Source organism: Deltaproteobacteria bacterium, from assembly GCA_030690165.1.
Taxonomy (GTDB): domain Bacteria; phylum Desulfobacterota; class GWC2-55-46; order UBA9637; family UBA9637; genus JACRNJ01.
Window position 1 is genome coordinate 1 of sequence record JAUYHF010000014.1, and the last position, 25,293, is coordinate 25,293.

The 25,293-nt window shown below is 42.8% G+C and carries 23 protein-coding genes, 1 other RNA gene and 2 pseudogenes; 23 read left to right on the forward strand and 3 right to left on the reverse strand.

Translation table 11 applies throughout. The features are described from left to right. Positions 1-134 precede the first annotated feature (134 nt). From Q8P28_03520 to Q8P28_03530, 3 genes are all read right to left on the reverse strand, one after another. Positions 135-479, reverse strand: coding sequence for a helix-turn-helix transcriptional regulator (locus tag Q8P28_03520; protein MDP2681865.1), 345 nt, complete (start codon positions 477-479; stop codon positions 135-137). A 4-nt stretch (positions 480-483) separates the two neighbouring features. Continuing rightward, positions 484-834, reverse strand: a complete 351-nt coding sequence (locus Q8P28_03525) for a type II toxin-antitoxin system RelE/ParE family toxin (protein ID MDP2681866.1) — start codon at positions 832-834, stop codon at positions 484-486. Positions 835-1,262: 428 nt separating this feature from the next. After that, on the reverse strand, positions 1,263-1,439 hold the full coding sequence (locus tag Q8P28_03530) for a hypothetical protein (GenBank protein MDP2681867.1): 177 nt from the start codon (positions 1,437-1,439) through the stop codon (positions 1,263-1,265). Between Q8P28_03530 and zapB the strand changes: the two genes are divergently transcribed. The 23 genes and pseudogenes from zapB (at position 1,438) to Q8P28_03645 (ending at position 25,130) form a co-directional block, all read left to right on the forward strand. After that, the gene (zapB, locus tag Q8P28_03535) at positions 1,438-1,668 is read left to right on the forward strand and encodes a cell division protein ZapB (GenBank protein ID MDP2681868.1); all 231 of its coding nucleotides are present in this window, start codon (positions 1,438-1,440) and stop codon (positions 1,666-1,668) included. The genes Q8P28_03530 and zapB overlap by 2 nt on opposite strands. Before the next feature lie 9 nt (positions 1,669-1,677). After that, a complete protein-coding gene (locus Q8P28_03540) occupies positions 1,678-1,944 on the forward strand; it encodes a cell division protein ZapA (GenBank protein ID MDP2681869.1) in 267 nt (88 codons plus the stop codon). Positions 1,945-1,947: 3 nt separating this feature from the next. After that, positions 1,948-2,148, forward strand: a non-coding RNA gene (gene ssrS / locus Q8P28_03545) — 6S RNA. A gap of 267 nt (positions 2,149-2,415) precedes the next feature. Further along, positions 2,416-3,009 carry a 5-formyltetrahydrofolate cyclo-ligase gene (locus Q8P28_03550; GenBank protein MDP2681870.1) on the forward strand — a complete coding sequence of 198 codons (594 nt, stop codon included), beginning with the start codon at positions 2,416-2,418 and terminating at the stop codon, positions 3,007-3,009. A 98-nt stretch (positions 3,010-3,107) separates the two neighbouring features. Then, complete coding sequence (gene rny, locus Q8P28_03555; protein ID MDP2681871.1) at positions 3,108-4,670, forward strand: ribonuclease Y; 1,563 nt, start codon at positions 3,108-3,110, stop codon at positions 4,668-4,670. Then, positions 4,660-5,466 (forward strand): TIGR00282 family metallophosphoesterase, encoded by an 807-nt coding sequence (locus Q8P28_03560; protein MDP2681872.1) that lies wholly within the window; start codon positions 4,660-4,662, stop codon positions 5,464-5,466. The genes rny and Q8P28_03560 overlap by 11 nt, the downstream gene beginning before the upstream one ends. Before the next feature lie 48 nt (positions 5,467-5,514). Continuing rightward, positions 5,515-6,732, forward strand: coding sequence for a tyrosine--tRNA ligase (gene tyrS / locus Q8P28_03565; GenBank protein ID MDP2681873.1), 1,218 nt, complete (start codon positions 5,515-5,517; stop codon positions 6,730-6,732). Positions 6,733-6,768: 36 nt separating this feature from the next. Further along, positions 6,769-8,070: a glutamyl-tRNA reductase gene (gene hemA, locus Q8P28_03570; GenBank protein MDP2681874.1), complete on the forward strand. Its 1,302-nt coding sequence runs from the start codon at positions 6,769-6,771 to the stop codon at positions 8,068-8,070. A gap of 21 nt (positions 8,071-8,091) precedes the next feature. After that, positions 8,092-9,060 (forward strand): hydroxymethylbilane synthase, encoded by a 969-nt coding sequence (gene hemC / locus Q8P28_03575; protein MDP2681875.1) that lies wholly within the window; start codon positions 8,092-8,094, stop codon positions 9,058-9,060. An 84-nt stretch (positions 9,061-9,144) separates the two neighbouring features. After that, the gene (gene bcsA, locus Q8P28_03580) at positions 9,145-11,397 is read left to right on the forward strand and encodes a UDP-forming cellulose synthase catalytic subunit (GenBank protein MDP2681876.1); all 2,253 of its coding nucleotides are present in this window, start codon (positions 9,145-9,147) and stop codon (positions 11,395-11,397) included. Next, positions 11,384-13,852, forward strand: a complete 2,469-nt coding sequence (locus Q8P28_03585) for a cellulose biosynthesis cyclic di-GMP-binding regulatory protein BcsB (GenBank protein ID MDP2681877.1) — start codon at positions 11,384-11,386, stop codon at positions 13,850-13,852. Before bcsA ends, Q8P28_03585 begins: the two co-directional genes overlap by 14 nt. Continuing rightward, on the forward strand, positions 13,827-14,867 hold the full coding sequence (locus Q8P28_03590) for a glycosyl hydrolase family 8 (protein ID MDP2681878.1): 1,041 nt from the start codon (positions 13,827-13,829) through the stop codon (positions 14,865-14,867). The genes Q8P28_03585 and Q8P28_03590 overlap by 26 nt, the downstream gene beginning before the upstream one ends. A 14-nt stretch (positions 14,868-14,881) precedes the next feature. Continuing rightward, a complete protein-coding gene (gene bcsG / locus Q8P28_03595) occupies positions 14,882-16,417 on the forward strand; it encodes a cellulose biosynthesis protein BcsG (GenBank protein ID MDP2681879.1) in 1,536 nt (511 codons plus the stop codon). Between the two features lie 26 nt (positions 16,418-16,443). Next, a complete protein-coding gene (locus Q8P28_03600; GenBank protein MDP2681880.1) occupies positions 16,444-17,226 on the forward strand; it encodes a hypothetical protein in 783 nt (260 codons plus the stop codon). Positions 17,227-17,368: 142 nt separating this feature from the next. Next, on the forward strand, positions 17,369-18,946 hold the full coding sequence (gene cobA / locus Q8P28_03605; protein MDP2681881.1) for a uroporphyrinogen-III C-methyltransferase: 1,578 nt from the start codon (positions 17,369-17,371) through the stop codon (positions 18,944-18,946). Further along, complete coding sequence (locus Q8P28_03610; GenBank protein ID MDP2681882.1) at positions 18,943-20,196, forward strand: radical SAM protein; 1,254 nt, start codon at positions 18,943-18,945, stop codon at positions 20,194-20,196. Before cobA ends, Q8P28_03610 begins: the two co-directional genes overlap by 4 nt. A 4-nt stretch (positions 20,197-20,200) precedes the next feature. Further along, the gene (gene hemB / locus Q8P28_03615; GenBank protein MDP2681883.1) at positions 20,201-21,175 is read left to right on the forward strand and encodes a porphobilinogen synthase; all 975 of its coding nucleotides are present in this window, start codon (positions 20,201-20,203) and stop codon (positions 21,173-21,175) included. A gap of 6 nt (positions 21,176-21,181) precedes the next feature. Further along, positions 21,182-22,342, forward strand: a complete 1,161-nt coding sequence (gene ahbD / locus Q8P28_03620; GenBank protein ID MDP2681884.1) for a heme b synthase — start codon at positions 21,182-21,184, stop codon at positions 22,340-22,342. Then, complete coding sequence (locus tag Q8P28_03625) at positions 22,342-22,794, forward strand: AsnC family transcriptional regulator (protein MDP2681885.1); 453 nt, start codon at positions 22,342-22,344, stop codon at positions 22,792-22,794. The genes ahbD and Q8P28_03625 overlap by 1 nt, the downstream gene beginning before the upstream one ends. 180 nt (positions 22,795-22,974) lie before the next feature. Beyond that, the gene (locus Q8P28_03630) at positions 22,975-23,151 is read left to right on the forward strand and encodes a hypothetical protein (GenBank protein ID MDP2681886.1); all 177 of its coding nucleotides are present in this window, start codon (positions 22,975-22,977) and stop codon (positions 23,149-23,151) included. Positions 23,152-23,167: 16 nt separating this feature from the next. Then, positions 23,168-24,088, forward strand: a pseudogene (locus Q8P28_03635) (ATP-dependent Clp protease proteolytic subunit). A gap of 444 nt (positions 24,089-24,532) precedes the next feature. After that, positions 24,533-24,748, forward strand: a pseudogene (locus tag Q8P28_03640) (YajD family HNH nuclease). 19 nt (positions 24,749-24,767) lie between these two features. Then, positions 24,768-25,130 (forward strand): hotdog domain-containing protein, encoded by a 363-nt coding sequence (locus Q8P28_03645; GenBank protein MDP2681887.1) that lies wholly within the window; start codon positions 24,768-24,770, stop codon positions 25,128-25,130. The last annotated feature ends 163 nt before the right edge of the window (positions 25,131-25,293 follow it).

Here is a 25,293-nt window from a genome sequence, read left to right on the forward strand (position 1 = left end):
AGGAGAAGGACAAGACCTATGGGTGTGTTCAGCGACAGAACGAGTATGGAAAGAATACTGTATGCTGTATTTACCTATGAAAACAAAAAGGAGGGAACTAATACCCCTTTCTTACTGACACATAATAATTGACATTACCCTGCTTTGGCCTTCCCCCGATTACTACCTTCGGGGACAGGTTTAGGCTCAAGTTTTACAATAAGCCTTGCATTAAGCGCATCTGCAATCTTCTTTAGGGTCTCTACGCTTGCCTTGCCAATTCCGCCTCTTTCAAGCCTTGATAATGCAGGCTGTTTAACCCCCATCCTTTTGGCAAGCTCTGTTTGTGAAATGCCTGCTTTTCCTCTTATCTTTAACATGCTCTCCAAGAGTTCAAATTCAGGGTCAAGGTCATGCCATGCCTTTTTAAATGCAGGGGCTTTCATCTGCTCCTTTATATGTTCCTCTAATGTTCTACCTCTTACATAAGTGCCTTTCATGTGATTACCCTCCTTGTCTCTGTATAAAATCATTTAACCTTTTCTCTGCAACCTCCACCTCTCTTACAGGTGTCTTATCTGTTTTCTTTACAAAGCCATGCAAAAGAATAAACCGCTTGCCTGTATAGGTAAAATATAAAATCCTTATAGCCCCTTGATTATCCTTAATCCGTAGTTCTCTAATCTTGCCCTTTACCTGCCTTGTGTAAGGCTCTTTGAGTAATACTCCATAATCCTTTAAGAGTTTAATAATCCTGAAAACTTTAACCTTTGCTTCATTTGATAATGCCTCAATAAATTCTGCTGTCGGCTCTTTACCTTCTCTGTCCTTGTAATATTCAACTGTCCAATCCATTGGGTTTGTTTATAACATATAGATTATAGTATTGCAAGGAAATAAAAAAGCCTCAAGGCCAGTTAAGACCTTGAGGCTGTCTGGTTTTACTGTGCCTAAATTGTGCCTAAGAGCATCTTTTCTATGCTGATTTTACCTGACTCCACCTGACTTGTTTTATTGCCTGCAAAGCAATGACTGGCAAGGGTTTGTAAGGATTTACAAGGGTTTGAAGGAATGTTTAAAAATATGCTTGAAAGGTCTTGAAAACCAGCGGGCTAACGCCCTTGGGGGTTCGAGTCCCTCACCCTCCGCCAATATTCTCAATGGGTTTAAGACCCTCATATCTTTTAAAGTAGTTTTGTTAGGAATCCGGACATCAAAGGGCAAGCCCTTCTATAGTCTTACCTGTGAGAGAAAGAGATTAACAGCCTCTGTTATGGACATGCCTATCTCTTTAATACCTTCTCTAAATCCTTCTTGAGTTCAGGCTCTACCCTTGCTATGACCATTGCTATCTTTGCCATAAAAACACCTCCAAATAATACATTACCTTTGCTTTTTTTATACTTGACTTGCGGTTTTAAAAGGTTTATTATGATTTCACTATTGGAGGATTTTTTCATGGAACTGGCGGTGTTTGAACAGTTGGAGAAAAAGGTTGAAAAACTTATAGAGCAACATGCGGAGTTGAAGGAAGAAAACAAAAGATTAACAGAGACGTTAAATTTAAAGGATAGAGAGATAGAAGGTCTGCATTTGAAACTTGAGAAATTCAGCAAAGAAAAGGGCTTGATAAGGGGGAAGGTAGAAACCCTTCTGGAAAGGGTGGAGGGGTTGATTCAAACCGCATAAGGGGTGATATTGCCAGTAGTAGAGGTAAATATTCTGGAGCAGAAGCTTCTTGTGAAGAGTGAAGATGGCGAGGAGCATGTTAAAATGGTAGTGGATTATTTAAACAGCAAAATAGAGGAGGTTAAAAAAAACTCAAAGGCTGTTTCAACGCTTAATGTGGCATTACTTGCAGCAATGAATATTACAGATGATTATTTTGAAGCAAAGGAGAGAGTGGTAAAACTGGAAGGCAGGGCAAGGGAACTTTCAAAGCTTATAGACAAACGGACAGATTAGATTTCTCCCCTGCTATGTTCGTGATTATGGGTATATTTAGAACCAACACTATTAAATAAGGGAACCTTCCCTGACTGTCAGCCGACGGATTCCCGCCCATTTATTGGGATGGATTGGAAGGGTCGAAAGCAGTTATTTTAAAGGTACCCACCTATTTATATAGGTTCAAATAACCCATCAACACGGCATTAAAGCGGGGGAGAAAAAAGATTAGGAAGGTTTTTTTGGATCAAGGGGAATGGGGTATGCTAATAAAGACTGTTACTTTTATCAAAAAAATAAATTTTTTGTTCGTAAAAGAAAGAGAAAAGTTTTTAATGTCCCTAAATCCGGAGACGGGTGTTGTGTAAGGTTTCCGTTTCCATTATAGTCAACCCTATAGCCGCATCCCCTGTTCAAATACCTTCCTAATCCGCCGCATTGTTTATGCGCAATACAAGCCCAGAAACTTCCAGGGTATATCAAGAATAAGTGTTATCAATTGCTGAGAAAAAAGATTCCTTGAGAAGGGATGTCCTTCAAAGACGGTTAAGATTGCCATTTGAGGAAGTTTTCAAATTAAGCTCACTAATCCAGGAAAGATTTTTGGAAATAAGGGAATTGCAATATGCAAAACGGCTGGCTCTGTATGCGAGTTTTAAAAATGAGGTTCTTACTGACGCTATCTTTGGGTATGCCCTTGCTCATGGAAAGGAAGTCTTTTTCCCGCGAATTGTCCGGGGGAAAAAAGGACTGGTGTTTTTGAGAGTGCATGGAAAGAAAGATTTTAGTCAGGGTTCATATAAAATACACGAACCCGCGCATGACCGTGAATTGGATATAAGAGCGCCATCATCATTTGATATCATGATTGTGCCGGGTCTTGCATTTGATGCAGCCGGCAACAGGCTTGGATATGGGAAGGGTTATTACGACAGGGCGCTTGGCAGCGTAAAACAGGGCTGTCTTGTTGCGGCCCTTGCATTTGATTTTCAAATATTGGACATGGTCCCTGCAGAGGCCCATGATATAAAGATTGGCAGGATAATCACAGAAAGCAGGGTAATAAATCCGGCTCAAGGCTAACATAGGTTTTAAAAATTTTACATAGAACAAATTTAATTTTATCCCGTTACAAGCCATAAGGCCGTCTAACGGAATAAATATAGAAAGGGGTGATTAATTTGGATATCAACTTGTTAATAGCGCTGATTGCGATTGCCGGAATTTTGATAGGGTTGGCAGCAGGTTATCTTATTAGAAAAAAAACTACGGTGGTGAATATAGAAGCTGCAAAGAACCTTGCTGAGTCTATCGTTGTGGAGGCCCAAAAAGAGGCTGGGACCATAAAAAAGGAGGCCAGCCTACAGGCAAAGGACAAACTGTATCAAAGCAAGATTGAGCTTGATAAGGAGACGAGAGAACGAAGACAGGAACTACAGAATCTGGAAAAAAGACTTGTTGCCAAAGAGGAGAACCTTGATAAAAAGATTGAGACGCTAGATAGAAGGGACAGCGAGATTACTAAAAGGGATAGAAATTCAGACCAGCAAGAAAAGAAGATTCAGGAGATGGAAAAGGAATGTGCCGCCCTTTTGGACAGACAAAGGCTTAAACTGGAACAGATAGCAGGCATGTCTGCGGATGAGGCTAAAAAGGGTCTTGTGGAGATTATGGAAAATGAGGCAAAGACCGATGCTGCCAAGGCTATAAAAAGGATTGAGGATGAAACCAGGGAAATGGCTGCCAATAAGGCCAGAGAGATTATGGCACTTGCCATTCAAAGATATGCAGGCGAATATGTTGCGGAGAGAACTGTGTCTGTTGTGAATCTTCCAAATGACGAGATGAAAGGAAGAATTATCGGCAGAGAGGGCCGTAATATAAGGGCAATAGAAGCCGCTACGGGCATTGATATTATTATAGACGATACGCCTGAGGCTGTGATACTCTCCGGCCACAACCCGGTAAGGAGAGAGGTGGCAAAGGTAACACTGGAGAGGCTTGTGGCTGACGGAAGGATACATCCCGCAAGGATTGAGGAGATTGTAAGCAAGGTTGAGCAGGAGATTGAACAGACGATTAAAGAGGCTGGCGAGCAGGCTGTCTTTGATGTCGGGATTCATGGTCTTCATCCCGAACTGATAAAGCTTGTAGGCCGGCTTAAATTCAGAACAAGCTATGCGCAAAATGTCTATGTCCATTCGATTGAGGTTGCGTTCATCTGCGGGATTATGGCGGCTGAATTGGGGCTTCCTGAAAAGCAGGCAAAAAGGGCAGGCCTTCTTCACGATATAGGAAAGGCGGTCGATCACGAGATCGAAGGTTCCCATGCAGTTATAGGCGGCGATCTGGCAAAGAAATACGGCGAAAACTCAAAGATAGTTGCAGCCATTGCCACCCATCATGATGACCATCCTGAGAATATTTTCGGCATATTGGTTCAGGCAGCCGATGCCCTTTCTGCTGCAAGACCAGGCGCTAGAAAAGAGATGATGGAGACTTATGTAAAAAGGCTTGAAGACCTTGAGAAGATAGCAACATCATTTTCCGGCGTTGAAAAATCTTATGCAATTCAGGCGGGAAGAGAGATAAGGGTTATTGTAAGCAACCAGTCTATATCGGATGAGGCTGCTGTTATGCTTTCTAATGATATAGCAAGAAAGATAGAAAAGGAGTTGAATTATCCCGGGCAGATAAAGGTTACGGTCATACGGGAAACCCGCGCCGTTGATTATGCAAAATAACAATACGGCCGAGACAGTCAAGGTTTTCTTTATTGGAGATATCATCGGAAGACCGGGCAGGAATGCGGTTAAGGGGCTTCTGCCGGATATAATAGAAAAATACGCAATAGATTTTATCATAGCAAACGGCGAAAATGCTGCCGGCGGGTTTGGGATTACGCCGAATATAGCAGAAGAGCTTATTGGTCTTAATATTGATGTGATAACATCAGGCAATCACATCTGGGATAAAAAGGAGATTATAGGTTATATCAGGGATAAAAAATGGCTCTTGAGGCCTGCCAACTATCCTGAAGGAGTTCCAGGTTCCGGTTGGGCAGTAATGAAAACAAGGTCGGATATAAAGATAGGCATTTTCAACCTTTGCGGAAGGGTCTTTATGGACAATCTTGATTGCCCGTTCAGGGTTGGCAGTGAAATACTGAAACAGATAACGCATGAAACACCCATAATTATTCTTGATATGCACGCTGAAACAACCTCTGAAAAGGCTGCGATGGCCTGGTTTCTTGACGGCAAGGTAAGCGCTGTGATAGGCACACACACCCATGTTCAGACCGCCGATGAAAGGATATTCCCTCAAGGAACAGCATTCATAACTGATGCAGGTATGACTGGTTCTTTAAATTCAGTGATTGGAATGCAAAAGGAGCCGGTTCTTGAAAGATTTCTTACGCAGATGCCGCAAAAGTTCGAGGTGGCTGCAAATGATGTTATAATGCAGGGTGTTGTAGTGTCTATAGATGTAGTAAGCGGCAAGGCAATGGCTATTGAAAGAATAAATATACCATTATAGAAGAGGTTGTAGACGTTAGGAAAAAATTAGAGACCGATGCAAACCATGATAGATATTACGACACAACTTTCTATTATAAAAAGAGGGATTGTTGATCTTATATCAGAAGAAGAACTGAAAGAAAAATTGCAAAATGCCGCAAAAGACGGCAAACCTCTCCGCATCAAGGCAGGCTTTGACCCTACAGCCCCTGACCTCCATCTTGGTCATACTGTTCTTATTCAAAAATTGAAACAATTTCAAGAATTAGGACATCATGTGATATTCCTCATCGGCGATTTTACCGGCATGATTGGCGACCCAACAGGCAAGTCCGAGACCAGAAAACCCTTAACAAAAGACGATGTGGCTAAAAACGCAGAGACATACAAGGCCCAGATATTTAAAATTCTGGATGAGGAAAAAACCGAAATAGCATTCAACAGCCGCTGGATGAATAATCTCCCTGTAGCAGACTTTATACTCCTTGCCTCCAAACATACCGTTGCCAGAATGCTTGAACGTGATGACTTTAAAAAACGCTATACGGGCAACAGGCCGATTGCAATCCATGAATTTTTGTATCCGCTCATTCAGGGTTATGACTCTGTAGTATTGAAGGCTGATGTGGAAATCGGCGGAACAGACCAGAAATTCAATCTTTTGGTAGGCAGGGAACTCCAGAGAGAATTTGGCCAGACGCCTCAGGTTGTCATCACCATGCCGCTTCTCGAAGGGACTGACGGCGTGCAGAAGATGAGCAAATCCCTTGGGAATTATATAGGGATTACCGAACCTCCCGGAGAAATATTTGGAAAGATAATGTCTGTGTCAGACGAACTGATGCTAAGATATTATGAACTTTTAAGCTCTCTCTCCAACACAGAACTTGAAGAATTAAAACAAGGTTTAAAAAATGGCGCGGTTCATCCAAAGGATGCCAAGGTCAGACTTGCAAAAGAGATGACAACAAGATTTTATGGAAGCGACTCTGCAATTAAGGCAGCCTCTGAATTTGATAAGGTATTCAAGGCCAAAGATATCCCGGAGGATATAGAAGAAAAGGTTATTGCCATTCAGACCGACTATGCAGGGGTTGTTGATATTTTAAAAACAATTGGTTTGGTTCCTTCAAGCTCAGAGGCAAGAAGACTTATCCAGCAGGGGGGAGTTAGTATTGACGGAATGAGAGTATCTGATATAAACTTAAGGCTGCCTGCCAATAAAAATTATTTGCTGCAGGTGGGTAAAAGAAGATTTGCAAGGGTCATCATCAAAAAGCAATAGAAAATTCTTTGTCGGTGAGCTTTTCAGAGGTTTCAAATGAATCTAATCGTAGTCGGTCTCAGTCATAAAACAGCGCCTGTTGAGATAAGGGAGAGGCTTTCATTTCCTGCCCAAACAATAGGCGAGCCGTTAAACAGGCTATGCACAGCCTATGAAATAAACGAAGGGGTTATTATATCCACATGCAACAGGGTTGAGGTATTTGCTGTTACGAGGGACATTGAAAAGGGGCTGTGGCAGGTAAAGAAGTTCTTATCAGAATATCACAACATACCTCTGGAAGGATTAGATAAGCATCTTTATGCCTATACATCAGAAGATGCGGTAAGGCATATCTTCCGGGTTTCTTCAGGCATTGATTCAATGATCATAGGAGAGCCGCAGATACTGGGTCAGGTAAAGGATGCCTATGGTTACGCCCTCCAGCACAAAACCGCCGGCGTTATAATGAATAAGCTTTTTCACAAGGCATTCTCGGTTGCAAAGAGGATCCGCACAGAGACAAAGATAGGCTCCAGCGCAGTCTCCGTAAGCTACGCAGCAGTGGAGCTGGCAAAAAAAATCTTTGGAACGCTTGAGGGCAAGATAGCTATGCTTATAGGCGCCGGAGAGATGGCTGAACTTGCAGCCAGGCATCTCCTTTCAAGCGGAGTGCAGGAGATAATCGTGGCAAACAGAACCTACGAAAAGGCTATAGAGATGGCCAAGGGCTTCAATGGCACGCCTATCATGTTCAGAGAGTTTACCCATTATCTTAAAAAGGTGGATATTGTCATTGCTTCAACTGCCGCGCCTAAATTCATAATACATCCTGAGCAGATAGAGGAGGTAATAAAGGAGCGAAAGAACCGGTCAATGTTTTTTATTGACATCTCTGTTCCCCGGAATATAGACCCGCTTATAAACAATATAGATAACATCTACCTTTATAATGTTGACGACCTTCAGGGCGTTGTTGAGGCAAATTTAAAAGAAAGGGCAAAAGAGGCGAAAGAGGCTGAGGCAATTATCAATGAGGAATTGGGCAATTTCCATAGATGGGTCAAGTCCCTTGATGTGGTGCCGACCATTGTGGCATTAAAGAAAAAATTTGAAGAGATAAGAAAGGGCGAGATGGAAAAGGCATTGTCAGGGATGAATAACCTGCAGGAAAAGGATAAAGAGACAATAGACGCCATGACAAAGGCAATAATCAATAAGGTAGTTCACGACCCTGTAACCCATCTTAAAAAAGAGGCAAACAAGGTGGAGGGGGATTTTTATATAGAGGCGGCAAGAAAACTGTTTGATCTAGACGCAGAGGCAGATAAAGAGGCAAAAAAGGCTGAAGAAGGATAGTTCCAAGAAGGAGAGTATAAATTGAAAAGAAAGATTAAACTCGGCTCACGCGGTAGCCAGCTTGCATTGTGGCAGGCAAACTGGGTAAAGTCAGAGCTGGGAAAAAGATATAAGAACCTTGAAGTAGAGATAATAAAGATCAAAACAACAGGAGATAAAATCCTTGATGTGCCTCTTGCAAAGGTCGGCGGCAAAGGGCTTTTTGTAAAAGAGATTGAAGAAGCTCTGCTGGGAAAAAGGATTGATCTGGCTGTGCATTCCATGAAGGATGTGCCGACTGATTTTCCCAACGGATTGCACCTTGCTGCAATTACAGAGAGGGAAGACCCAAGGGATGCGTTTATAATAAGTCAAAAGTTAAAAGTCAAAAGTCAAAAGTTTAAAGACCTGGCTTACGGCGCAAGTATCGGCACAAGCAGCCTTAGACGTTCATCTCAATTGCTTAATGTAAGACCTGATTTAAAGATTGAGCAGTTAAGAGGAAACCTTAACACACGTTTAAGAAAACTTAATGAAGGACACTTTGATGCAATCATCCTCGCAGCAGCGGGACTTAAAAGGCTCGGATGGTCTGAAAGGATTACCGAATACCTTTCACCCGAAATTAGCCTTCCTGCCATAGGTCAGGGCGCGCTTGGCATAGAGACAAGGATAGATGATAAAGAGATAAATGAACTGACGGCCTTTTTTGACCACCCGGCTACTTCTATTTCAGTAAGGGCAGAACGGGCGCTTTTAAAGAAACTCGAAGGCGGATGTCAGGTGCCAATCGCCGCATACGGAGAAGTTAAAAACAATCAGCTAAAACTCATTGGTCTGGTCGCGTCTATAGATGGAAAAAGGATTATTAAAGATTCTATTACAGGCCAAATTGACAGGGCAGAGGCTATCGGCATAGAACTGGCGGAAAGACTTCTCAGTATGGGCGCATGGGATATATTGAAAGAGGTTTATGAAACTGCGCCGCCCATGCAGGGCGGGGCGGGTTAAGATTTACAATTATATCTTAAAGGTGCGGGTTTACAAATATTGCGAATCAAAAGAGATAAGTCAACCATCCCACAGGTGTTGCATTTGAACAAAGAAACCCTATTTCATATCGCGATATATCTCGCTGCATCCGCTTTAGTCTTTGCCATAATCTATTTTACGGATGCCTATCTGAATATTTCCCATGAGGCATCTATTAGTTGGGGGCTTCTGGCCATGGCCATCATTTTGAACAGGGTGGAGTCATTCAAGCATGTCCCCGGCAGGGTTATCTTCATATTTATAGCAGGGCTTATTACCTTAAGATATTTTATATGGAGGACATTTGATACCTTGATATATGTAGGTCCTCTGGATATGGTCGGCATGGCGCTTATCTATGCGGCTGAAGTGTATGCTGTAGCCATCCATTTTCTCGGCATGTTTGTCAGTCTATGGCCTCTGGAGCGGAGTCCCATGCCGCTTCCTGATGATCCATCTATACTTCCCACAGTTGACATCCTTATACCTACTTACAATGAATCTGAAGAGATTGTAAAACTCACTGCAGTGGCTGCCACACAGATAGATTATCCCAAAGAAAAGCTGAATATATACATACTGGATGACGGCGCCACAACTGCCAGAAGAAATAATAAAGAGACATCTCAATCTGCATGGGAGAGATATCATCGCTTCAGCGGTATGGCGCAGGATTTAGACGTCCACTATATTGCAAGAGAAGAGAACATTCACGCCAAGGCAGGCAACTTAAATCATGCGCTGAAAAAGACCGGCGGAGACCTTGTCCTTATCCTTGACTGCGACCATGTCCCGACAAGGGATATTCTCAAGAATACGGTGGGCTATTTTTTAAAAGATAAGAAGCTCTTCCTCGCTCAGACACCACATTTCTTTATAAATCCGACAACCGTTGAGAAGAATATCGGTTCATTCTCAAACGCCCCAGGTGAAAATGATATGTTCTATCACAGCGTGCATCTCGGCCTGGATTTCTGGAACGCCAGTTATTTCTGCGGCTCTGCAGCCCTTTTAAGAAGGAAATATTTAATGGAGATTGGAGGTATATCTGGACATACTATTACAGAAGATGCCGAGACATCACTGCATCTGCACAATAGAGGATATAATAGTGTGTTTATCAAAAGGCCGATGATATGCGGCCTCTCTCCTGAGACATTTGACGATTATATCCAGCAGAGAAGCCGTTGGGCCCAGGGTATGACGCAGATATTAATCTTGGCAAATCCATTGCTGGCAAATAACCTTACAATACCACAAAAGCTCTGTTATTTTAATAGCAGCTTTTTCTGGCTTTTTAGCATCGCAAGGCTCATATTTTATTTAGGTCCTGCCCTATTTCTTATACTTGGGCTCAAGGTCTATCACGCATCTGTTGGTCAGATGCTTATCTATGCCCTCCCACATGTCATAAGCACCTTTGTGGTAATGGGCTTTTTCTACGGCAAGGTAAGGAGGCCATTCTTTTCAGAAATTTATGAGAGTGTGCAGTCAATATATCTCCTGCCTGCTGTTTTATCTGTGATATTAAATCCGAGAAGGCCGACATTCAAGATTACGCCAAAGGGTAAAACGATAGAAAGCGAATTTACAAATCCAATGGCATCCGCCTTTTTGTTGGTTAGCCTAATAAATATTGTCGCTATTTTTTGGGCTGTATCTAAATGGGTAAATTATCCAATATACAGGGATGTTATATTTGTCACATTCTCCTGGTGTGTTTATAATACGTTACTGTCTCTGGCTACACTTGGCGCATTTCTTGAAAGAAGGCAGATGCGCAGCAATCATAGGGCAAAGGCTGCAGGAGAGGTAAGCATATTGGAGCCAGACTCAAGAAAGTATATCAATGGACAGATCAGAGACCTTTCTATGACAGGCATTGGAATTGAGGTGAATGTACCGTTTTCTAATCCAGAGCCAGATAGGGATATTATGATAGCAGGGCATGATAGTTACGGCGAGAGGTATGAGTTTAAGGCAAAGGTCAGGGCAAATATAAAAAGGGGCAATAAGACTATCTTGGGGCTTGAATTTATCGCTGACGATAAGGATACATTCGCAAAGGTAGTGAGATTTGTTTACGGCGACAGTCAAAGGTGGGTGGATATATTGGATTCCAGAACAGTATCCGCAAGTTCAACTGGCGACATGTATTATTTTGCCCAGAGAGGCGTTAAGGGGGCTGCAGCAAGTTTTATTTATCTCAATAATATGATATATGTTTTGCTGAAAAGATATTTGCAATCCCTGCGGATATGGATTAGATCATCCCATCCATGGATTAAGAAGGAGACAATTTATGAAGGTGAATAAGGTATTTTTTTTCGTAAGTCTATTTTGCATGGCCGCTCCTGTTTTTGCCGCCGAAGAGGCCGCAGCCCCAGTTTCAGGCGCAGTTGCCGCCGTGGTAAAGACAGGCTCGCTGAGTGTCCGTGATAATCCTTCCTTAGACGGACATATCATCGGAAAGTTAAAAAATGGCGATATTGTTCAGGTCGTTGCGCACACGGCAGACAGGCAGTGGTATAAAATCATCTTCAAGGCCGCGGCAGGCGCATGGGTGTCAGCGAGGTTTGCGGCGCTGTCAGGCTCCGTTGATGCCCTGCCTGTTGCAGGGGGATCGGTGTCTGTCCCTGCCTCATTGTCCGGCGCCGGTGGAAAAACAGAAACCATGAAGATTTCCCTTGATAAACTTGCGCCATTCAAATCTGTGGATCTAAGGTGCATAAATGGGGGATACACTGTATCGGTTCCAGTTCCGGAGAGATGGAAGGTTAAAAGAGTTGTTTTAAATATATCCTATGTAAACTCCTCAAACCTTATAGCTGACAACTCACAGTTGATTGTCAGGTTTGATAATTCCATCCTCGGTCAGACTAAACTCTTTCCCCTTGCCCCTGAGGGAAAGATGAATCTGTCCATACCGGCCTCGCTTATGGACGCAGGCTACCATGACTTGGGCCTTCAGGCTGTTCAGCATTATACGCATAACTGCGAGCAGTTCTGCGCCCCTGATTTGTGGACAACCGTCAATCTTGAAAAATCATTTCTGGAGATTGAATATATTCTTAAACCCATCCCATTAAAGTTATCCGAAATATCTAATTTTTTGTTTGACCATAAGATACTTCCCGCCGGCAATGTAAACATAGTAATAGAAAATCTCTCATCGGAGAAGGCCACTCTGGCAGGCATTGCCGCATCAGGGATTGCCAGAAGATTTGATTACAGAAAGGTGTATTTTAATATATCAACGGATATCAAGGCAGGTTATGACAATGTAATTGTAGGGGATAAAAAATTTGTTCAAGCCCTTTTAAAAAAGAATAGTATAGGGCCTCTCATGATAGAAGGTCCGTTTTTAAAGATAATGCCTCTGCCTGCAGCAAACAGCCAGACTGGAACAGTTCAGATAGACCCATTGCACGGCCTGCTCGTTGTTTCAGGAAGCAATGTAGAGGAGATAAAGGTTGCAGCGGCAACCTTTGCCAATATCACTATCCCATATCCTGGCACAGACGAGATGACAGCGAAACAGTTCAATATGCCTGATATATCCCTTTACAGCGGCAAAAGGGTTTTGAGCTCTGATAAAACATATACCTTTAAAAAATTAGACTTCACCACCCATACATTTGAGGGCTTCAGCCCCGCGCCAATGGATATAAGATTCCGCCTCCCTGCTGACTTTCTCATAAAGCCGAATCAATATGCAAAGATAGTCCTTAACTTTACCTACGGCGCCGGGATGCGAAGCGATTCTGTTTTGAATATTATGCTTAATGGTAATATCATAAGGGTTATCCCTTTAAATAATCCCGCCGGGGATTACATAGAGGGATACAGGGTGGAGCTCCCCACCTATCTGTTTAAGACAGGCTCAAATACTATAAAATTTATACCTATCTTGAACCCTGTGGCTAAAGAGTGCGACATTATCAGGGATGAGGGTTTTTTCCTGACAATCTTTGATAATTCCACCCTCCATTTTCCATCCATGCCGCATCTTATTGAGATGCCGAAGATAGAGCTGTTCATGCTGGACGGCTTTCCCTTTACCCGCTGGCCTGACGGCCTTGAGTCAATAATCTATATAACCTCTAAAGACCTCTTTATAGCGGAGGCCGCGCTGAATATTATCGGCATTATCACCCAGAAAAGCGGCTTTCCTTTATCCGGGCTCAAGGTCAGTTTTGAAAGGCCTAACTGGGATGGAGAGATTATCGTCATAGGCGATAGCGGGACCATCCCGGAAGACTTTTTAAAAGGGGCGCCGTTAAGGCTTGCAAAGGAGTCCACCGTTCCATATCCTGTGGCAAGGGGGTGGAAGGCTGAATCATCCCTTGCATCCAGCAGACAGATAAGCGGTCTCGGGCCAAATACCGGCGCTGTTATGGAATTTCAATCGCCATATAAAAAAGGGCGCACTGCGCTTTTATTTACAGGCGCATCTAAAAAGGAATTATTGTCATTAAGCCATGCCCTGATGGAGCCTGGCGTGGGGTCGCAGATGAAAGGGGACCTCAATCTCATTGACCTTAATGACCCGCCAAATTATAAAGTGAATGCAATAAGCGCAGGGGAAAGATATTTTACAGGCAAGGCAGGCAGGATTTCTAAAATAGACTACTACCTTTACACATACCCTTATCTCGCCTATCTCGCCGTGGCTCTCTTAGTCCTGATTTTGAGCCTGGCATTGTTTTTAATCTTGAAAAGATACAGGGCAAAGAGGATATTCAATGAAGATGCGGATAAAACTGATTAGCCTTGTTATAGCGCTGTCTGTCTGCAATACTGCTTATGGAGGAGAGGATGCGGCGTTATGGGAGCGGTATAAGACAGATTTTATAAGCGAGGACGGAAGGGTGATAGATTATCATCAAAATCAGATAAGTCATTCCGAGGGGCAGGGTTATGGCATGATGCTGGCTGTTATTCATAATGACAGGGCTGTATTTGACAGCCTCTGGCTGTGGACAAAAAATAATATCAAGGTAAGGACAGATAATCTCTTTACCTGGAGTTGGGGCAAGAGATATGACGGACAATGGAGTGTAATTGATTACAATAATGCAACAGACGGCGATATCCTGATAGCCTACTCGCTTCTAAAGGCTTATGAAAAATGGAATGACAAAGGTTATAAAAACGAGACAGTAAAGATAATAGAAGATATAAGGAAAAAACTTGCCATAACATGGCAGGGGCATACATTTTTACTGCCCAGCTATTATGGCTTTGTTAAGGAGAATGGTTTTGTATTAAATCCCTCTTATTTTATCTTTCCCGCCTTCCGCTACTTTGCTGAGGTAGATGACAGGCTTTTCTGGGAAAAGGTTTATAAAGATAGTTTGTTCCTTATTACCCAATCCTGTTTTGGCAAACTGTGCCTTCCAGCGGACTGGGTAATCTTAAAAGATGAAAAGGTTTCAGTATATGAAAATAGTTCCTCTTACTTTGGCGCTGAGGCTATAAGGGTTTTGCTTTATATGTCATCGGAAAAGAAAGCGCAATTTCCAAAAGGCGTTGATAAGATATTAGAGATGTATAAACAGATAGGCTACCTTCCATCACGGATAGATCTGGAAAAAGACAGCTTTTCATTAAAACCTGCCCCGGCAGGTTATTATGCCGTATATGCCCTGGCGGCAAAAAACATGGGCGATGATGTCTTAAGCAAAAGGCTCTTCAAAGAGGCAAGGGAGAGGTTAGACGCTGAAGAAAAGAGCTATTATTCATTTAACCTGTATCTATTGGCAGTCAACGGATATCTGTTTTAGAGGCGACTTTCCATATGGGCGTGTGGATATTTTATTTTTTAGCAAAGACCTATCTGTTTTATAAGGGATATATCCGATTGGATGTCCTCTGGAATCTCATCTTTATGGGGTTGCTTATCATCCCTCTCCCTAAAGGATTAAAGCCGTCAAGATTGGCTGCGGCTGCCAAGGCTATAGTGGCCGTGATATTAGGCTCACTTCTCCTCTGGCATGATTCGTGGCTTCCGTCTCCTCTGGAGTCAGCGAATCTCCTTCAGCAACAGGGAATACCGACCAAAGAATATATATTCAATTTCCTTTTAAGATATTACAACCCCGTAGAGATGGCTATCCTCTCTGCAATCCTCGCATTCTGCATAATAATTAGAAATTACAGAAGACTTAATCTGACTGGGACTGTGATTTTAATTGTTGCTGCGCCATTTCTTATCTCTTCAGACTGGCATGGAAACACAAGCAAGGAATTGGACAAATTTTTAGAGGCCTTTTATGAACACGAATCATCCAAGTTTATCTATTTAAAGAAACCAAAGACAGCGAGGCCTGATTTTGATATTGTGATACTTAATATCTGCTCCCTTGCATGGGATGACCTGGAGGCATTAAATCTTAAAGGGCATCCCTTGTTTAAAGAGTTTGATTACCTGTTTACAAATTTCAATTCAGTGTCGGCATACAGCAATCCGTCCGCGATAAGGCTTTTGAGGTCAAACTGCGGACAGACAAGGCACGGAGACCTATATAATAACGTCCCGGCAAACTGCTCTATTATGGAAAGTCTCCGCGTCATGGGTTATGAAACATATTTCTTATTAAATCATAACGGCCAATACGGCAATTTTACAGAAGAGGTTAAAAGGCTGGGCAATCTCAATAATGTAAAGGAGGCGGATATTCCCAACCTTCCTACCCAGTTGAGCATGTTTGATGATTCCCCTGTTTATAACGACTATTCGGCGCTTGAGAGATGGTGGTCTGTAAGAGAGAAGTCAAAGTCAGACACAGCAGCGCTCTATTATAACAGTGTAACCTTGCACGACGGTGTGCACAATGCAGGAGAAAAAGACTGGTGGAAAATGGACCAGGAAGAGCAGTATAAAAAACTCCTTCCTGTTCTTCTGGATGATATGGCAAGATTTTTGAATCTCCTTGAATCTTCCGGAAGGAATATTGTGGTTATATTCATCCCTGAGCACGGGAGGGCGGTGCATGGCAGCGCGATGCAAAAACCTGGGTTTCGGGATATACCGCTCCCTGATATAACAAATATACCTGTGGGGGTCAAGCTTATTGGAAAATTCCAATATGACAGGAAAAAGAGGCAGCAGGTCATCATCCATGAGTCCGCAAGCTATTTTGCCGCCGCATACATGCTGGCATCCTTTATTGAAAAAAACCCTTTTAAATATGAGGGATTCTTTTCCAGAAGGTTTATAAATGCCATACCGCGGACAGATTTTGTGGCGGAAAATGAGGTCAATATAGTAATCAGGAGAGAGAAAAACTACTTTTTATACGGAAAGGATAAAAAGTGGCTGCCCCTTCACTGAGGCCATTGCCAAATTTGGGATTTTATATGCCTGTGCGCAAAATCGCATATCTCTGTGGGATATTATTCTGTGTTTTTATATTCATGCCTTCATCTCAGGCAATGGGGATTGAGGGTTTTCCAGGCTCCACATGGGGGATACTGACTCATGATACCGGGGGTCTGACAGGCTCAGGCGCCATGGGCTGGGTCAGGCAGGGGATTGACTGGGCTGTCCTGCCGGGAGACATAACCGTAGATACCTATGTCGAGTACCGCTACAGGTCCAGGACAAAACAGAATGAATTTTATGACGCAGAAGGGCCAGCGATGGGCATTGAGCTCAAAAAATCCATATTTGCATTAGGCGCGGATTATTACTGGGAGAGGTTTCCAAAGATAGATAAAAGCTCGGAGAACCGCGAATTATATCTGACCTATTATTATGGATGGGATTTAAAAAAATTGACAGGGGCAGATCTGCCTGTGATTGAAGGGCTTTCAGGCTCAATATGGGGAAGACTGAATTACGATGCCGCCGGGCTCACAGGCTCAGGCACCATGGGCTGGATCAATCAGGGGATTGACTGGGTTACGTTCCCCGGAAGTATAACACTTAATACCTACGCAGAGTACCGCTATAGACTCAGGACGAAGGAAAAAAACTATTACAATGCAGAAGGGCCTGCATTGGGTATTGAATTTAGAAAATCGGTCTTCAGATTAGGCATGGATTATTACTGGCAGAGATTCCCCGAGATAAAAAATGAATCAAAAAGTCTTGAGATATATCTGTCATGGTATTATTCATGGGACCTGAAAGGGAAATAGAATGCAGATACCTATGGATAATACTATCCATCTATGTTAAAAAAATAGCTTAAAGAATGGGTTGTAAATCAAGGTGGAAGTTTAAAAACATTTAACATCATATCAACAATATTTTAATCCTTGAGGAGATATAATAATTTATATGAGTAGAGGCAAGGTCTATCTAATCGGCGCAGGCCCTGGGGACCCAGGGCTTATCACGGTTAAGGCCGTAGAGTGTATTAAAGAGGCAGACGTTGTTGTCTATGACTATCTGGCAAATAAGAAGTTTCTGGAGTATGCCGGAAAGGGCGCAGAGATTATCTATGTCGGCAAGATAGGCGGCGCGCATACATTGCCGCAGGAAGATATAAATAAACTCATTATTGAAAAAGCAAAAAAGGGAAAGGTTATTGCAAGGCTTAAGGGCGGCGACCCTTTTATCTTTGGAAGGGGCGGCGAAGAGGCTGAGGAGCTTGTAGGGGCAGGTATTGCTTATGAAGTTGTGCCTGGTGTTACAGCAGGGGTAGCTGCTGCTGCGTATGCAGGCATACCTCTGACGCACAGGGATTTCACAACAACTGTGGCATTTATTACAGGCCATGAAGACCCGACAAAGGATGAATCAAATATATACTGGGACAAGATTTCAACAGGTATCGGCACACTGGTTTTTTATATGGGCATTGGAAACCTTGGGCCGAATATGAAGAAACTTATTGAAAATGGGAGAAGCCCAGATACCCCTGCTGCTTTAATACGTTGGGGGACAACACCGGATCAGGAGACGCTTGTTGGAACCATCGGCGATATTGCAGAAAAGGCAAAGGCAATAAATTTCAAGGCGCCTGCAATAACTGTTGTGGGCGGGGTCGTTTCGTTAAGGGATAAATTAAGGTGGTTTGATAAAAGGCCGCTTTTTGGCAAGAGGGTTGTTATTACAAGGGCAAGGGAGCAGGCTTCTGATTTTGCAGATTTGTTAAAAGAGAATGGCGCTGATGTAATTGAGTTCCCAACAATAGAGATAGTCCCTCCTAAAAAATGGGATGATGTTGATAAGGCAATTAAAAGGCTTTCATCCCCTCACCCTACCCTCTCCCGCAAGGGGAGAGGGAATTATTATGATTGGGCTATCTTTACCAGCGTAAATGGTGTAAAATATTTTGTAGAACGACTGAAAAAACAGGGTAAGGATATAAGGGAGCTAAAGGGCATTAAGATATGCGCCATCGGCCCTGCAACAGCCAAAGCAATAGAGGATTTAGGCATAAAGGTTGACTTTCTGCCAAAAGAATATCGCGCAGAGGCGATAATAGAAGGTCTTGGTAAAAACAGGATAAAAGGCAGGAGATTTTTACTCCCCAGGGCATTAAAGGCAAGAGAGATACTCCCTGAGGAGATAAAGAGGCTCGGCGGCAAAGTTGATGTTGTGCCTACCTACAGGACAATAAAGCCAAAGGAAAAGACTGATGAAATTAGAAAAATGTTTGAGGAAAAAAAGATTGACGTAGTAACATTCACATCTTCTTCAACAGTGGAGAATTTTGTGGGTATGTTTAAAAAGGGAGAGGCGCCGGGTCTTTTAAACGGCGCAGTAGTCGCCTCCATAGGGCCGATAACAAAGGATACGGCAACCAAATTGGGCATAAAGACAGATATAATGCCTGAAAAATACACAATACCGGCATTGACAGAGGAGATAGTAGAGTATTTTAAGAAACAGGAGGGGAAATCATTATGATAGACATAACAAAACTTTTTTGCGGAGCTGATACAACAGGAGACCCGTTAAGATACGGACATAAAACAGGACATGGACACGGCACACCTCATGCAACAGAAAAACTGGAGCATGAGGTTCCAAAATCTGCCAGTGAAAGAAGGCCGGTTGTGGTATGGAGCGTGTCAAGGAGATGCAATTTAAACTGTGTACACTGTTATACGGATTCTCACAATGAGGACTATCCAGGCGAGTTGACTCACGGTGAAGCAAAGACTATGATTAAAGATCTGGCGGATTTTAAGATACCGGCGCTCCTTTTATCCGGCGGCGAGCCGCTCATGAGAAAGGATTTATTTGAGCTTGCGGATTATGCCAGAGGTCTGAATATGCGGCTTACGCTTTCAACCAACGGTACCTTGATAGACCAGAAGATGGCAAAGAGGATAAAGGAAACAGGTTTTAGTTATGTGGGTATATCCTTTGATGGCATCGGCGAGGTAAATGATAAATTCAGAGGTATGGAAGGGGCATTTGACCTTGCGTTGCGCGGTGTCAGAAACTGTATGGAGGTTGAACAGAAGGTTGGGTTGCGGCTTACGCTTACCAAAAGAAACTACGAAGACCTGAACAATATCTTTGACTTTGTTGAAAAAGAAGGCATCCAGAGGGTCTGCTTCTATCACCTTGTTTACGCAGGGCGAGGCAGTGAAATCATGAAAGATGACCTCTCCCACGAAGAGAGCAGACGCGCATTGGATATAATCCTTGAAAGGACAATGGACTTTTATAAAAGAGGTCTGAAGAAAGACATTCTTACTGTTGATAATCATGTTGACGGGCCTTATCTTTATATGAAGCTGAAAGAGACTGATCCTAAAAGGGCGGAAGAGATTTATAAGCTTATGGAGTGGAACGGCGGCGGCGCGAATTCCTCTGGCGTGGGCATCGGCAATATTGATTTTTTCGGCAATGTCCATGCAGACCAGTTTTGGCAGGACTATTCATTTGGCAATGTAAAGAAGAGGCCATTCAGCGAAATCTGGATGGATACAAAAGACCCGATTATGAAGGGGCTTAAAAACAGGCTGCCGCTTTTGAAGGGGCGATGCAACCAGCATGTATGTAAGTGGGTAAAACTCTGCGGCGGAAGTTTCAGGGTCAGGGCATTAAGGGTTTACAATGACCCATGGATGGAGGATCCTGCATGTTATCTGACAGATGAGGAGATTGGGATTGTTAGTAAAAAAATAGCAGTGGGAGAAAGGTAAGTTTATGTCCTTCCCCAAATATCGTCCAAGACGATTAAGAAAAAACGAAATGATCAGAAGAATGGTCAGGGAGACAACCCTCTCAATAGACGATCTGATATTGCCGCTCTTTGTAACATTCGGCAGGAATGTAAAAAAGCCGATAAGCTCTATGCCCGGCCATTATCAGATGTCGGTGGACAACCTCGCAAAAGAGGCGAAAGAGATAAAAAGCCTCGGCATTCCTGCCGTGATTCTGTTCGGCATCCCTGAGCATAAAGACGAGATTGGCAGCGAGGCATATAACCCAAAAGGTATAATTCAGCAGGCTATAAAAACGATTAAGAATAAGTCGCCTGAACTGGTTGTCATCACAGATGTATGTATGTGCGAATATACATCACACGGGCACTGCGGGATAATAAAGAATAACGATGTGGATAACGATGCAACGCTTGAACTTCTCGCAAAGGAGGCGCTGTCTCACGCAAAGGCAGGCGCTGATATGGTGGCGCCGTCAGATATGATGGACGGAAGGGTGGGAGCTATCAGAAAGGCTTTAGATGAAAACGGTTTCCAAAATATGCCGATTATGAGCTATGCCGTAAAATACGCCAGCGCATTTTACGGGCCGTTCAGAGAGGCAGCGGAATCAACACCTGAATTCGGAGACAGACGAAGTTATCAGATGGATCCGGCAAACAGCGATGAGGCGATAAGAGAGGTGAGGCTTGATATTGAAGAGGGCGCGGATATTATGATGGTCAAGCCTGCGCTGCCATATCTTGACATAATCAGGAGGATACGGGAAGAATTTGACTATCCTGTTGCCGCATATAATGTAAGCGGCGAATTTGCAATGATAAAGGCAGCGGCAGAGCTCGGATGGATGGATGCCGAAAAGGCAATGATGGAAAGCCTTATTTCTATAAAGAGGGCAGGCGCTGATTTAATACTCACATATTTTGCGAAAGAAGCGGCAAAGATATTAGGAAGGTAGATAGTTATGAACACAATGCTAAAAGGTCATCCCCACGAAGTTGCTGGGATGGAAACAAAACATGGAGCAGAAAAAAAGTGGCTTCCCAAACTGATTGCGTGGGAGGTAACGAGGTCATGCAATCTGAACTGCATACACTGCAGGGCAGCGGCAAGGTTTGGCCCATATCCCAATGAACTCAAAACAGAAGAGTGTCTTGCGTTCCTTGATGATGTGGCAAAGGCATTTCCTTCGTGTATCATCATCCTTACAGGCGGCGAGCCAATGTTGAGGGAAGATATATGGGAGATTGCGGCGCACGGCCACAAGCTTGGCCTGCGGATGGTTATGGCCCCATGCGGCGTTCTTGTTACAGAGGAGACAGCCAAAAAGATGATAGAGTCCGGCATACAGAGGGTCAGCTTTTCCATAGACGGCGCAACTGCTGAAAGCCATGATAATTTCAGGAGGGTAAAGGGCGCATTTGACAGTGTAATGAAGGCAATTGAAAATGTAAAAAAGGTTGGTCTTGAGTTTCAGGTAAATACAACAATTACAAAACACAATCTCAAGGAACTGCCGCTTATTCTGGATTTGGTTATTAAACTCGGCGCCAAGGCTCACCATCCGTTTTTGCTGGTTCCCACAGGAAGGGGCGCTGAATTAAAGCACATGGAGATAGCTCCTGAGGACTATGAAAAAACCCTAACCTGGTTTTATAACATGAGGGACAAGGTGCCGATCCAGTTCAAGCCTACATGCGCGCCGCATTATTACAGGATATTCAGGCAGCATGAAAAAGAAAAGGGAATAACCGTAAAGCCGGAAACCCACGGCCTTGACGCCATGACCAAGGGGTGCATGGGGGGCCAGTCATTCGCATTTGTGTCTCATACCGGAAAGGTGCAGATATGCGGTTTCCTGGATGTTGAATGCGGGGATATAAGAAAAGAGCCGTTCAGCAAAATCTGGGAGACATCAAAGGTCTTCAAAGAGATGCGGGCGTGGGATGATTATCTCGGAAAATGCGGATACTGTGAATTCAGAAAGGTATGCGGCGGCTGCAGGGCAAGGGCTCATGCCTTTACCGGAAACTATATGGAAGAAGAGCCGTTTTGCACATACGAACCCAGTGAAGAGGCGAAAATTGCGCATGTTAGACGAAAGGAGGCAGTAGGCGAAAAGTAATGGATGCTGTAGATAAAAAGATGTTAAATATAATACAGACCAAATTTCCCATTGTCCAAAGGCCGTATGAGGCAATTGGCAAAGAAGTTGGCGCTTCCGAAACAGATGTAATTTTGCGCATTGGCAATCTGAAGAAAGAAGGAATTATCAGAAGGATAGGCGCGACATTTGACCCTCGTAAACTCGGTTTTGTAAGCTCACTTTGTGCTGCTAAAGTTCCATCCGATAAGATTAAGAAATTTGTAGAGGTTGTTAATTCCTACTCCGGCGTAACCCACAACTATGAAAGGGATAATGAATACAATATCTGGTTTACTTTCATAGATGAGTCAATGGAAGAGATTGAAAATAAACTAAAAGAGATCTCAAAAAAGACAGGGATAAAGGATGTAAGAAATCTTCCTACAGTTAGATTTTTCAAGATTAGAGTTGATTTTGATATGGAGAAGTAAAGACGCGGCGTAATGCGTCCTTGATTTTCAATCAACAAAGACTTTCTCGCTCCATCATTAACCTCCAAATCTATATGCTGATATAATATATTGACAAATATCAATTTTATTGTAAAATGAACGACATTAGAGGGGTACGTTTTAATTACACAGTAAATCATTAGGCTATCGGGGGAGGCTATGTCAATAAAAAAAGAACGAGTATATATTGAAAGCGATCTTGAAAAACAATATAAAAAGTATTTTACGTTTCGGGAAAAAGAAGCCATAGAGGAAAAAGAATCGCTTGAGCAACCGTCAGCCTACAAAATCATTCAGAGTGTGACAACATACGGGGCATACGATAAACCTTTGTAGTATTTCGTAGTATCTCATGGCAAACTGGAAAGACGTATTAGAGCAAATCCAAACCCTCAAGGCTAAACACACCAGCCTTGCCCAGCAATCTGTTGATTTGGTCCGCAGAGATTATTTGAAAAAACTAGCCGACCATACAAGCCGCAATGTTATTGCCTATTATTCCGGTTTCCTTTCTAAGCCAGAGATTCCTTCAGATATAATAGATGAAGATAAAAATGGTTTTCTGATGGCTGTGCATCGACTGGATAGAAAAAAAGGCCTTGACCTTATATTACATACTCCAGGTGGCAGTATTTCTACAACACAATCTATTGTCAATTATCTTCACAAAATGTTTGGTTCCGACATTAGGGCTATTGTTCCTCAAATTGCTATGTCTGCTGGAACAATGATAGCTTGTTCTTGTAAAAGTATTTTAATGACAAGTCATTCAAACCTAGGGCCAATTGATCCCCATTTAAGAGGAATTCCCGCCTATGGTGTAATTCAAGAATTTTAGAGAGCTTGTAAAGAAATTAAAAAGGATCCATTTAAAACCCCGGTGTGGACGACAATAATTGGACAGTATAGACCGACTTTCTTAAGTCAATGTGAAAATGCAATAAAAAGATCAAATAGTTTTGTCGAAGAACAGTTAAAACAAATTATGTTTGCTAACGATCCAAAAGCTAAAGAAAAAGCTAAAAAGGTTGTAAAGCGATTAGCAGATTATAAAGGCAATAAAGGCCATGATAGGCATATACATGCTGAAGAATGTAAGTCTATAGGTTTGAATATTGAAATGGTAGAAAATGATCAAAAATTGCAGGATTTATTATTGCCAGTTCATCACTGTTATATGCACAGTCTAATGAATACCCTTTCATATAAAATAATTGAAAATCATCTTGGAGCTGCTTTTGTAAAACAACAGGCTATTATTATGAATCAATAATATGGGACAGTTGCCCCTTTACTGGCTTTTTAAGAAGCTCTAAAAAACTGTGACTGTTTTTTATTAAGAGGCTTACCCCAAGATAGATAAACAACACCACAAAAAATCCGATAATCGTTGCGATTGCCCAGCCCCTTCACGCCATTCTTTCACATAAATATGTAGAAAAAGGTGTAGAAAAGGGGAGATGTTTTGTTTGTTTTTCTTTGTTGCTATTTTAACACCCCATGCTCCGTTTTGTCATACACAAACATAAAGCAACGCATCTGCATTTTGATTTCCGTCTGAAGTGAAAGTAGTGTCAGATCTTGAATTATAGCTTTTTTATTGGAAGAATTGTTCATCCTTGAGTAAGGAAACATAAAGGGATAGCGTCTCCATTTTTTAAAGCAAGGTGCAATGAGTGATAGCGCCTATTTTAGGATAGAGACAATGAAAAACGACTATCGCGAACGTTCACTAAAAATCCACGGACTCATATGCGCCAAATGCGCCCGGGAGTTCACCTACAAAAATCAGCGCTTGCTGACAGTGCACCATAAAGACGGCAACCACCTTAATAATCCCCCTGACGGCTCTAACTGGGAAAACCTGTGCGTATATTGCCATGAGGATGAGCACAGCCGCGGGCTCCTTGCTGACTATTTGAGTGGAAAATAATGATAGTAGGAAGGTCATCATGCGAAACCATAAGCTTGTGTTGCCGGAGCATCTGAATCATTACGGATATCTCTTTGGCGGTTATCTCCTTCATTGGGTGGATGAATACGGCTATATTGCTGCGAACCTGGATTTCCCGGGGCATCGCTTTGTAACCATTGCGCTTGATAATGTTGCTTTCAAGAAGAGTATCCGCCTCGGTTCTGTCCTCAAGTTTGATATGGAGCTGACACGGCTGGGGAATACCTCGGTCAGTTATAATATAAAGGTTTACAGCGACTCCATAGAGACGGGGGAGGAGGAACTGGTCTTTGAGACCAACATCACCTTTGTAAACGTTGACGAGGATGGCCGGAAGCAGGCTATTCGGCGGTCATCGTAAACAAGAAGAAACTCTGGATATTTCTTATTTTCTTTCAAGATTTTATTAAAGAGTAAAGAGCTACACAAACTCAAGGTGCAGATGTCTTCCAAAAATCTTTGCAACCTTTTCAAGGGTTTTTATGGTTGGATTGCACTTGTTGGGATAGGAAAAGGGGACTGAT